Origin of the sequence: Armatimonas rosea (assembly GCF_014202505.1) — a bacterium.
GTDB lineage: Bacteria > Armatimonadota > Armatimonadia > Armatimonadales > Armatimonadaceae > Armatimonas > Armatimonas rosea.
In genome coordinates, this window is sequence record NZ_JACHGW010000004.1 from 664,587 (window position 1) to 675,331 (window position 10,745).

The window sequence follows — 10,745 nt, forward strand, 5'->3', positions numbered from 1 at the left end:
AAACGATGATGATTCTTCTCCCTCTGCCCGCCGCCTTGGTCACCCAGCCGCCACGCTTTGGGCCGTCGCCGGAGCAGCAAGCCAAGACCCAGGCCGACCACAAGCACCTGTTGGAGCAGCTCAAGCTCGACGGCCTCCGCCCCGGCCCCAGCGGCGATCCCAAGGCGCCTAACGCCGCCAACGCCGACGAGGCCAAGGTCACCCCCTACACCCTCCCCGATGCCCTGACTCTCAAAAACGGTAAGAAAGTTGCCAGCAGGAAGGACTGGGAGGCACGGCGCAAGGAGCTCTTCGAGGACTTCGACCGCGAGATGTACGGCCGCACCCCCAAAAACACGCCCAGAGTGACCTGGGAGGTGACTGAGACCATCAAGGAGAAAAAGGGCGAGATTGCCGTGGTCACCAAGAAGCTGGTCGGGCACGTGGACAACAAAGCGTTTCCCAGCATCAAGGTCGATATCCAGCTCACGCTCACGACGCCCGAGAGCGCGACCAAGCCCGTGCCCGTGGTCCTGGAGTTTGGCTTCATCTTCCCCACCCGCCCGGGTGCGCCCGCCTTCGCCCCGCCGCTTGGCACGGGCAAGAGCTGGCAGGAGCAAGTTTTAGAGAAAGGCTGGGGCTACGCCATCCTCTCCCCCGCATCGGTGCAGGCCGACAATGGCGCGGGACTGCGTGAGGGCATCATCGGCCTGGTCAATAAGGGCGAGCCGCGCAAGCCCGATGACTGGGGCGCACTGAAGGCTTGGGCCTGGGGTGCCAGCCGCGCCCTGGACTACTTCGAGACCGACAAGGACGTGAACGCCAAGCAGGTCGCGATCGAGGGGCTCTCCCGCTACGGAAAAGCCGCGCTGGTCACCATGGCCTACGAGCCGCGCTTCTCAGTCGGCTTTATCGGCTCGTCGGGGACGGGCGGGGCGAAGCTCTACCGGCGGCACTTCGGCGAGCAGATCGAGAATGTCGCCAGCTCCGGTGAGTACCACTGGATGGCGGGGAACTTCGTGAAGTACGCCGCAGGCTCCCTTGGGCCCAACGACCTCCCTGTCGATGCCCATGAGCTAATCGCGCTCTGTGCCCCGCGCCCGGTCTTTATCAGCTGCGGCTCACCGTTTGTGGAGGGCAACTGGGTCGATAGCAAGGGGCAGTTCCTCGCCGGGGTCGCCGCCGGGCCGGTGTACTCGTTCCTGGGCAAGAAGCCCCTCCCTAGTGCGGAGATGCCCAAGATCGGCGAAGGGCTCACCAGCGGCGAGCTTGCATTTCGTCAGCACGAAGGCGGCCATACCGTCGGCCCCAACTGGCCCTATCTGCTCACCTGGGCCGAGCGCTACTGGAAATAGGAGAATGGATGCACGCGCGATCAAAAGTCAGGCCGTTCTCATGGGCTTCAATCCAGAAGGCAACTGCGTCTACTCCGACATTCTCCCCCTGTCTGACTACTACGACAAGGAGCATGTCTGGGACCGAAGTGCATCCATTCGGGAGCTCCAGCTTCATCGCGTGAAAGGCTTTCTCTTCGATGAACAGGGAACGCTCTCTCAGGAATTTGAGACCGTTTTCGACGTGACAACAGGCAGCTACCAAGAATCCCTCGCCAAGTTCGCCGATGGTACGGTCCGTCGAGATTGTCCCCAACAAAGCCTTTTCTCGTTGCCATCCTGACCCCTTGAACGGGAGCGAAAGAAGATACAAAGATGAGTAGCAAAATTGAGCTTCCCCTTCGCCTTTCAGTTATGGTCCCCCCAGCAGGCGTGACACTAGCCCTACAGCGCGGCAAAGACGGGCTTCTGGGGCCAATCGAAGATTCCACAGATGCACTTGTCTTTGAGTTCTCGTTGGTCGTAGCCGATCTTGCTGCCACTCCCGTGCGCTTCACGGGGGAGTTTGCGCAAGGACCGGCAGCTGCGCGGTTTGTCTACGTCCGCTCGGGGACTCTGGCGGGGCAGCCGGACGCGGCATGGACGCGGCGGGCGAAGGTGCCGCTCTGGGGCATCTCGGCAGAGCTGGTTCAGGCAACGCTGGAGTCGGGCAGGGCGCTGGAGGCGCGGGTCGCGGGCACTGCCAAAGATGGCGGCCCGTTCTTTGCCAGTGTCCCCCTTCTCACCCCCTGGACCGCCGGTTGAAAACCGGCGTCTGCCGTGGCGTTCCGCCGCGAAGCCCGTACCGGGCTGGAGAGTGTGGTTCCGTAGCCCGGCACGGGCTTTGTGGGCGCAGGCCACTGCAGACGCCCAATTCCATTGGGCGGCGCAGTAGTGTATAACATTCGTAGTTTTCCGCGATTGATGAACATGAGGACTCTCTTGAAACCAACACGAACCTATCTTGCGGCGCTCGGCGGCCTGCTGGTGCTTGCCCCCCAAACCCTTGCACAGGGCACCCCACCTAGCTGGCCCCAGTTCCGCGGCCCCAGTGTCAACCCGGTGGGAACCAGCCCCCGTCTTGTGGACCGCTGGTCCAAGACACAGAATGTCGAGTGGGCACAGCCCATCCCCGGACGCGGGTGGTCGTCGCCGATCGTTGTCGGGGATCAGGTCTTCGTGACCACCGCCACCACCGATGGCAAGTCCAAGGCTCCCCAAGTGGGCACCGAGTACAGCAATGAGTATGTCGCGGAGCTGGCAAAGCAGGGCCTGAGCGAGGCGGAGATCATGAAGAAAGTCAATGAGCGTGACTTTGAGCTCCCCAACGAGGTGAACCTGCACTACTACCTCTACTGCCTGAACCTCAAGACCGGCAAGGTGCTCTGGAAGCAGGAGTTCCACGCGGGCCATCCGCCGGGTGGACGCCATCGCAAGAATAGCTTTACGTCGGAGACCCCGGTGACCGACGGTAAGCGGGTCTATGTCTATGTCGCCAACCTGGGAATCTGGGCCTACGATCTGAGCGGCAAGCAGGTCTGGAAGAAGTCCCTGGAGTCCAACCCGATCTACTTGGAGTTTGGCACGGGCGGCTCGCCGGTGCTGGCGGGCGACCAGCTGGTGATCCTCACCGATAACCAGAAGCAGCAGTATCTCGCCGCCTTCGACACCAAGACCGGCAACCAGCTCTGGCGCACCAACCGGGACCTGGCCATCCCCCAAGCCCCACAGGCGCGCTCCAGCTGGGCGACCCCGTTTGTCTGGAAGCACGCCCAGCGCACCGAGATCGTCACGGTTGGCCCCGGCGTGGCGGTGAGCTACGACCTGGCGGGCAAGGAGCTCTGGCGCCTGTCCGGGATGTCCCCCGCCCCGATCCCGACCCCGTTTGCCTACGACGGCCTGCTCTATATCAATGGCGGTCGTGGCGGCGGGCTCTACGCGCTCAAGCCAGGCGCGACGGGCGATATCTCCCTCCCCCGTGGCGGAACCTCCAACGACTTCGTGGTCTGGGCACAGGCCCGGGGCGGCACGTACTTGCCCACCCCCCTGGCCTACCAAGGCGCGATCTACTCCCTCACGGAGACCGGGATTCTGAGCCGCTTCGATGCCAAGACCGGCAAGCAGACCTACAAGGAGCGCCTGGGAACCGCGGGAAACTTCACGACCTCGCCGTGGGCACACAACGGCAAGGTCTTCTGCCTGAGCGAGGAGGGCGACACGTTCGTGGTGACCGCAGGCGAGACGTTTAAGCTCCTGCACACCAACGCGCTGGGCGAGATGGCGCAGGCTACGCCCGCGCTGGTCGGGGAGCGCCTGCTCCTACGCACCGAGACCCTGCTCTACTCGATTCGTAAGAAGGGGTAGTCGTCGCCCCGGTTTGATCGCCCCCGTTGGAGGGAGGCGTCAACGAGCGTCGCAAGCTCCGCTGGGAAGGCCTTCGGCCATAGGAAAGCTATGAGGCTCTCTGATGGCCGGAGGCCTTTGCGGCAGAATGCCCGTTGACGCTCCCCTCTCACGGGGGCGATTCCAACCAGGTATCCTATCTCTTAAGATGACCCTCACCTTCACCGGCCCGATCTGGTACTGGCGCGGCCCCTCCCCCTTCCACTTTGTCACGGTCCCCGAGCAAGAGAGCGAGGAGCTCAAGGGCATTTCGGGGCTCGTGACCTACGGCTGGGGCATGATCCCCGCGACCGTGACCCTTGGCGCAACCACCTACAAGACCTCGCTCTGGCCCAAAAACGGCGGCTATATCGTCCCGCTGAAAGATGTCGTTCGGAAAGCGGAGCAGCTGGAGGTAGATGACATGGTGACCGTGCACCTTGCGGTCGAGCTGACCCTGCCGTGAGCGTGCTCGCCCTTGCCGCGCTCCCGGCGTTTCTGGGGAGCCTCTTTCTGATGCAGCGCGGTGGTGCGGGCCTCTCGCAGCTCATCCAGCAAGTGGTGGCTTTTAGTGTCGCCGCGCTGGCCTTTGTGCTCACCTCGCGCAAGCCGCTTTCTTCTACAGAGACGTCCCGAGGACGCGCACTGATGGGCGTGGTGGTGCTCCTTGTGCTCCCGCTACTCGCCCCCGGCGCGGGTCCTCACCGCTGGCTGGGGGTGGGTGGTTTTCGGCTCTACATGGCGTCGGTATTGCTCCCCGGAGCGGTGCCTCTCCTGCCACAAACACGAAGCGCCTGGATCGCGCTCCTAGCAATCGCCGCCGCTCTCGCCGCCCAGCCGGATGCGTCGCAGGTCACGGCCTTTGCCCTTGCGGGTCTCGTCGTGCTCTGGCGTGCGCCGCTGTCTGGGCTCGCGCGCGTCGGTGTGGGAGTCGCGCTGGCCGGTGCCACGGCTGTTGCGTGGCTGCGCCCCGATCCACTGGAGCCGGTCGCGTATGTGGAGGGCGTGCTCGTGCTCGCGCAGCAAGTCGGGATGCTCGCGCTGGGTTTTGCTCTGATCGCACTTGCCTTGCCGGTCGCGATGCTCCTTCGCATGGGCCACGTTGCGGTCGCGGTCTACTACGCCGCGATTCTGTTTTTTGCGTACCGCCAGCTCACGCCCATGCCGCTGCTGGGCTTTGGTGTCGGGCCGATCTTGGGGTACTTTGCGATGGCGATTTTGTGCCGCCCACAGGAAGTAAAGGAGTAGGTCCAATTGAAGCCTCTCAGCATCAACCAAGCCCTTGACCAGCTAGACAGCCTCGCAGGGACCGAGGTGATCGTCTACGGCCAGCTTGGGTTTGAGTTCGAGCATGTCGCGCTGTACCACCTTCCTAAGGCGGAACGTCGTGGAGAAATTGAGTCCTCGCTGTGGATCTCCGTCGGCACGGGGAGCTTGGGCTTTGACCGTGACGTTTGTCGGCGCTGGCATGGGAAGACCGTGCGTATAGAGGGCAAGCTTCTCAAACCAAGCCCCTTTTTCGGAGGCTGTGGGCACGGCTCTCTATGGCCTGCGGAAATCCTCGCGCGAACGATTCAGCGCTATCAACAACACCCTGAGCCGTAAGGCTACCCTCTAGAAATATAGCACTCAGTGTGATAGCATGATCTTGTAGCCGACGATGATCTATAAGAACAAGGCCTTCACCCGGTTTGCCCGACAACAGAGAATCTCCGACTTAGCGCTCTGTGAAGCAGTTGAGCGGGCGGAGCGTGGGCTGGTAGATGCAGACTTGGGCGGTGGGGTTATCAAACAGCGCATCGCGCGGCCCGGTGCGGGACGCTCGGGAGGCTTTCGGAGCATTGTTCTCTTTCGCACTGCGGACAGAGCCTTTTTCGTCTACGGTTTCGCGAAAAACGAGCGGGAGAATATCCGTGACGATGAGCTTACCGCGTTTCGATTACTCGCCAGTGAGCTGCTGGCCTACACACGGGAGCAGCTTCAGACTGCACAAGAGGCAGGCATACTCATTGAGGTTGCTTGCCCTCCATCTGCCGAAGTGGAGAACTTAGCATGAGCAAGACAGATCAGACCTACAAAAGTAGTATTCTCGCCGCCGTCCATGAGACGGCCTCAGACCTCCATGAGGTTCAGCTCATGGACAAGCAGACGATGCGCCAATTCGATGCGCTCTGCCTTACTCCCGTCGCGCGGCTCTCCGCAGAGGAGATTCGTGAGCTACGCCAGCGGGAGCATGTCAGCCAGGCCGTCTTCGCGCACTATCTCAATGTGACAGTGAGCCTCGTGAGCCAGTGGGAGCGGGGCGAGAAATCTCCCTCGGGCGCATCACTGAAGCTCCTCTCCCTCGTGAAGCACAAAGGGCTAGAAGTCATCGCATGAGCAATCACGACAACTGGGTGGGAGCGTGGATGGCGTCTCCACAACTGACGGAGGCGGGGAACCTGCCGCCAGCACCGGGTTTTGTGGACACGACCGTGCGGCAGATCGTTCGGGTGACGCTCACGGGGCGCAAGCTGCGGGTGCGGCTCTCGAATGAGTTTGGCAGCGCGCCGCTGACCTTTACCGGCGTGCAGGTCGCGCGGGCGCTGGGCGAGAGCAGGATCGTGGCGGAGACGAACCGGGCGCTGACATTTCATGGCGCGCCGTCGGTGACCGTGCCGCCGGGGACGCCGGTTCTCTCCGACGTGCTGGACTTCCCCGTCGCTGCGCTCTCCGATCTGGCGATCACGCTGCACCTGCGCACGAACACCACGGAGATCACGGGGCATCCTGGTTCGCGGTGCACGTCGTATCTACAGCCCGGGGTCGCGCTCGATGCGCCTGAGCTTCCCAATGCAGCGAAGGTGGACCACTGGTACTTTCTCTCCGGTGTCGAGGTACTCGCCGAGAAAAACGCCGCCGCGATGGTGACGCTGGGCGACTCCATCACCGATGGGCGTGGCTCGCCCACCAACGGCAATGGGCGCTGGCCGGACTATCTCGCGCGGCGCTTGCAGGCCGACAAGCGCACCCGAAATATCGCTGTCTTGAACGCGGGAATCGGCGGGAACTGCGTCATCAAGGGCGGCATTGGCCCCAGTGCGCTGGCCCGCTTCGACCGCGACGTGCTCGCCCAGCCCGGCGTCAAGTGGCTCATTCTCTTTGAGGGCATCAACGACCTGGGCACCAAGTCCGCCAACGCCACGGAGCTAATCGCCGCCTACGAGCAGCTCGCCGCTCGGGCGCAGGCGCACGGCATCAAGGTCTATGGCGCAACCATTCTCCCGTGCGGCAGCTCGTTCTACTTCACCCCCGAGCTGGAGCGCGAGAGGCAAGCGCTCAACCAGTGGATCCGCACCACCCGCACCCTCGATGCGTTTCTCGACTTCGACGCCGCCCTACGCGACCCGCAAAACCCCACCCAGCTCTCCCCCGCCGCCGAGAGCAACGACCACCTGCACCCCGAGAAGCTCGGCTACAAGGTCCTGGCCGAGTCCATCCCTCTGGGGCTTTTTCGCTCCGGGGGCTGAAGTCCCCGGCAGCAGGGAGGGAGCGCTCGTTTCTCCGCGCCCACGGGGCGCTCCCTAAATCTGTGCCGGGTAATTTATTGCCCGGCGCATGCCCGGCTAACGCCCAAACCGAAAGCGCTGGACTTCCAGGTGACTGGCGACCGTGCGAAATCCGAACCAGCCGCGCAGGTAGGGCTCGGGATCGTCGTAGGTGAAGAGAGTCTTGCCGTCGCGGGCGTACTCGATGTGCTTTCCGCTGGCGACGATACGAATTTTTTGCTTGACGTTGGGCCGTAGTAGGGTCTCGGGGGCGCTCAAGTCGTGCTCAGGGAGGAGCGGGCGGTTCCCCGCCTGGCCGATATAGCGCCGAAACCGCGTCGTCGTGTTGGCATTGCCGCCCAGCCCGACATAGTAGCACTTCAGCGTGTCGTAGCTGGCAAAGGCCCCGTTGCGCTTGACTCGGGTTGGGTCGTCTTGGCTCATCCAGAAGCAGTTCAGGTCGCTCACCCGGTCGTTGGGGCCGCCTTGGGAGATCGCGGTCGCCTCGTACTCGATCGTCACCGGCCCGGTCAATTCGTGGCGAAACCAGACCGTGCAGCCCTTGGGGACATCGATCACAAGCTTGTTTTTCTGCGCCGTGACAGTCCCGCCCGCCTCCAGCTCCACCAGCCAGTTGTCTAGATTCTTGAAAACGTCTTTTTGCATCAGCGCCCCCGCCGCCCCGGTTTCGCCACGGGCAGTGTTGGGGGAAGAAACTCCCCGATCAGTGCGAGGTTCTGGATCGCAGCGAGGCCCCACTGCGATGACGCATTCGTAGAGAGCCCGAAGCCCTCCTCCACGGGGTTGAGCACTGCGGGGCCGGTGATCTTCGTGAACGCAAGCTCGGTGTGGACGCCGTAGCCCGCCGCACCGCTGAAGAACTCCTGCCACGCACGCTCGGCGAGGGCTTTGTCACCCTTGCGCTTGGCGGCGTAGGCCGTGGCGCGGGAGTGGGACTCGCCCAGGTTGAGCGGCTTGCCCCCGTGGGGAGCGTTGTACCAGATACAGTAGTCCAGCCACGCCTTCTCGTACTCGGGCACGGTGAGGAGCGCGAGAAGCTCGGAGTTGAGCTCGATCGCCCCAAAGACCGCACTGAGGTGGGAGACACTCTCCTTGTCACCGGGTCCGACAAAGCGCCCTGTGGTGAGGTCGTAGCGCCCCCCGCCCGAGCGCCAGCCCAGCGGGAGCGCACCGAGGCTCTGCATCCCCGCGACCAAGCGATCCCGCCAGTGGGTGTCGCCGGTGCGCTCCCACTCGGTCAGCCAGGCGGCGGCCAGCGAGCACCACTCCGTCCCGATTCCCATGTTCACCTGATGGGTCGGGCAGGCCGGATCGGGAGCCTGCGGCGAGTCACCGGGCGCGAGCTTGCGGCCAATCTTCACCGTCAGCAGGCGCTCGTCGCTGTGGAGCAAGTCGCGCAGGAGATCGCCCGTGCGCTCATCGGCGGTGAGGTAGTAGTAGAAGCGCTTGTAGGCCGCCGTGCTCACCCGCGGCTGCTTGGAGCTATCGCCCCAGTGCTGGACATTGTGGCGCGAGCCAAAGCCCGCGAAGCGCCCGATGTGGTGGACATCCACCTCCGACGTGTGCCGGGTCATGGCCTCGGCGAGGCGGAAGATATCGGCGCGGCCCGTGCGTAGGAAGCTGGTCCAGAGCCACAGATCGGGCGAGAGCTCGGAGTTGGCCCAGGCAAAGCCGCCGATATCGTACTTCCACTCGTGGCGGTCGGTGTCGTAGCTGTGCATCACATCGCCGTAGTCCCAGAAGCCGTACCAGCGCCGCTGCTCCGGCTGACGCAGGTAGGTTTCGAGGAGATAGTCGAGCTGGTCCTCGATCGCTTTCTTGGTAGGTGTGCTCCGATCCGGCAGGCTCCAGTCCCCCAAGACCCCCGCGGCATGGAGGTGTGCGGGAGAGACTGCAAGCTGTGGGGGGCGGCGGACGACCTCGGTGAGGGTATTGAGCCACTCGCGGCTGGGAGTGGTCTCCAGCGCCCACAGAAAGAGCTCGCTGGTGCGGGCGACTCCGTAGGGTGAGCCCCAGCCCTTCTCGTAGTCCTCGTAGGTGACATCCAGCCCCTCAAGTTCTTGGGCGTGTGTCTCCATCCCGAGGCCATCGTGGTAGAAACGCAGGTCCATCGGGCCGGCATCAGGCGCGTAGAGCCAGGCCGTGACCGTCGCTCTCTCGCTAGCCCCCCCCCGAATATCGAGCTGGGTCGGGTGGCGCTGCCAGAAGTCCCGCAGCCCCAGCACCACGCCTCCGAGAGAGACGACCCCGCTGGCTCGTCTCCCCGCCGCAGCACGCACCCAGGCATGGCCGGGCTTGGTGCGCTTGCGAATCTGAAAGCCATCCGCACTAAGCTGGGAAAGCGTGAAGTCCCCCCACGCCGGGATGCGCTCCAGGTTCTTGGCGACATTTTGGGCGAGCTCCCCGGCCGGTTTCCCCTCGATTTGGTTTGTCCGTGCCGCCTGGCCTGGATCGCGCCGCAGGCCCGTGAGAGGGCGCACAGCCTCGGCAAAGAGCCCCTTCTCCTCCCCCGCGAAGCGCACATGCCGGTCGTGGAGGGGCTCCGTCTGTGGCACCGTAAAGCGCACGCCAAGGCCACTTAAAAAGTCTTTGTTCTCATCGCCATCGAAGATAAAGCTATGGACAATACGAATACTCTCCGCGCCAGCGAAGAAGTAAAGCCGCACGGTAAAGGGAAGCCAGCCACTGTGCCGGCCCTCGATCTTCACCACGACGCGTACCGGCCCTGCCTGCTCTACCGTGAGCAGCTCGACCTTCCCCACACGCCTCTCCTGTTGCTGCGTCCCTCCTACTTCCGCAAGCTCGGGAGCATTACAGCGGAGGCTGACAAGCTGTCCTTGCTCTAGCACCACGCGCCCACCACGCTCCAGCGCCGTGAGAAAGACCTCCCCTGTCCGCGGGAGAGTCGCCCGAAGCACCCCGGTATCCACCACAATCGTGTTGCTGGTCTCTTGAACCGTCACGGCCTTAGGGGGCGCGGACGCTTGACCAGACATAAGGCGCAGTTTTTTTAAGGGAAGCGTGGAGGCACCCAACGCATGGGCGCTCCACTTCAGCGATCCATCCGGCCAGGTTGCCAGGGGCCAGCTCTGCACGGGATACCTCCCGCCGTCGCTATCCACGATCGCAAATATCTGGTTTCGCGGCTGGGTTCCTTGTTTCCAGGGCACCCCCAGGGTTGCCCCAGGACAGTAAGTGGGTACCCCTTCCAGCCAGCGCAGCTCAATCCCCTCTTGCGCCTCCGCTGCCGTCACAGGCAGGGCGGCAGTCAGGGCCGCGCTCGTCACAAACTCTCGTCGGGACATCACGATGCTCTCTCCCATAAACCGGTTTTCCCGATAGTGTACCTTGATTTTGCCGGAGATGGCCGGGCAGTAAATTACCCGCCTCGGATTTAGGGAGCGCCCCGTGGGCGCGGAGAGCGCTTATTTCTCTGCGCCCACGGGGCGCTCCTCTCTTCCTG

At 63.6% G+C, this 10,745-nt stretch carries 12 protein-coding genes; 10 read left to right on the top strand and 2 right to left on the bottom strand.

All coding sequences use genetic code 11. The annotated features are described in order from the left end of the window. The first annotated feature begins 5 nt into the window (after positions 1-5). The 10 genes from HNQ39_RS22565 (at position 6) to HNQ39_RS22610 (ending at position 7,243) form a co-directional block, all read left to right on the top strand. Entirely contained in the window at positions 6-1,334 is a 1,329-nt protein-coding gene (locus tag HNQ39_RS22565) for a glucuronyl esterase domain-containing protein (protein WP_184202321.1), read from the top strand. Positions 1,335-1,338: 4 nt separating this feature from the next. After that, positions 1,339-1,656 (top strand): hypothetical protein, encoded by a 318-nt coding sequence (locus HNQ39_RS22570; RefSeq protein WP_184202323.1) that lies wholly within the window; start codon positions 1,339-1,341, stop codon positions 1,654-1,656. Between the two features lie 32 nt (positions 1,657-1,688). Next, positions 1,689-2,117 carry a DUF5990 family protein gene (locus tag HNQ39_RS22575; protein ID WP_184202325.1) on the top strand — a complete coding sequence of 143 codons (429 nt, stop codon included), beginning with the start codon at positions 1,689-1,691 and terminating at the stop codon, positions 2,115-2,117. Between the two features lie 177 nt (positions 2,118-2,294). Continuing rightward, complete coding sequence (locus HNQ39_RS22580) at positions 2,295-3,716, top strand: outer membrane protein assembly factor BamB family protein (RefSeq protein WP_184202327.1); 1,422 nt, start codon at positions 2,295-2,297, stop codon at positions 3,714-3,716. Positions 3,717-3,903: 187 nt separating this feature from the next. Next, entirely contained in the window at positions 3,904-4,200 is a 297-nt protein-coding gene (locus HNQ39_RS22585; protein ID WP_184202329.1) for a DUF1905 domain-containing protein, read from the top strand. Further along, complete coding sequence (locus HNQ39_RS22590; RefSeq protein WP_184202331.1) at positions 4,197-4,982, top strand: hypothetical protein; 786 nt, start codon at positions 4,197-4,199, stop codon at positions 4,980-4,982. The genes HNQ39_RS22585 and HNQ39_RS22590 overlap by 4 nt, the downstream gene beginning before the upstream one ends. A 6-nt stretch (positions 4,983-4,988) precedes the next feature. Next, positions 4,989-5,339: a hypothetical protein gene (locus tag HNQ39_RS22595; RefSeq protein ID WP_184202333.1), complete on the top strand. Its 351-nt coding sequence runs from the start codon at positions 4,989-4,991 to the stop codon at positions 5,337-5,339. A gap of 55 nt (positions 5,340-5,394) precedes the next feature. After that, positions 5,395-5,790 (top strand): type II toxin-antitoxin system RelE/ParE family toxin, encoded by a 396-nt coding sequence (locus tag HNQ39_RS22600; RefSeq protein WP_184202335.1) that lies wholly within the window; start codon positions 5,395-5,397, stop codon positions 5,788-5,790. Continuing rightward, positions 5,787-6,113, top strand: a complete 327-nt coding sequence (locus HNQ39_RS22605) for a helix-turn-helix domain-containing protein (protein WP_184202337.1) — start codon at positions 5,787-5,789, stop codon at positions 6,111-6,113. The genes HNQ39_RS22600 and HNQ39_RS22605 overlap by 4 nt, the downstream gene beginning before the upstream one ends. After that, positions 6,110-7,243 (top strand): SGNH/GDSL hydrolase family protein, encoded by a 1,134-nt coding sequence (locus tag HNQ39_RS22610; RefSeq protein ID WP_184202340.1) that lies wholly within the window; start codon positions 6,110-6,112, stop codon positions 7,241-7,243. Before HNQ39_RS22605 ends, HNQ39_RS22610 begins: the two co-directional genes overlap by 4 nt. Before the next feature lie 96 nt (positions 7,244-7,339). Here HNQ39_RS22610 and HNQ39_RS22615 read toward each other — a convergent pair whose 3' ends face one another. Next, positions 7,340-7,927: a DUF6250 domain-containing protein gene (locus tag HNQ39_RS22615; protein WP_184202342.1), complete on the bottom strand. Its 588-nt coding sequence runs from the start codon at positions 7,925-7,927 to the stop codon at positions 7,340-7,342. Further along, complete coding sequence (locus HNQ39_RS22620; protein WP_184202344.1) at positions 7,927-10,605, bottom strand: exo-rhamnogalacturonan lyase family protein; 2,679 nt, start codon at positions 10,603-10,605, stop codon at positions 7,927-7,929. Before HNQ39_RS22620 ends, HNQ39_RS22615 begins: the two co-directional genes overlap by 1 nt. Positions 10,606-10,745: the final 140 nt, after the last annotated feature.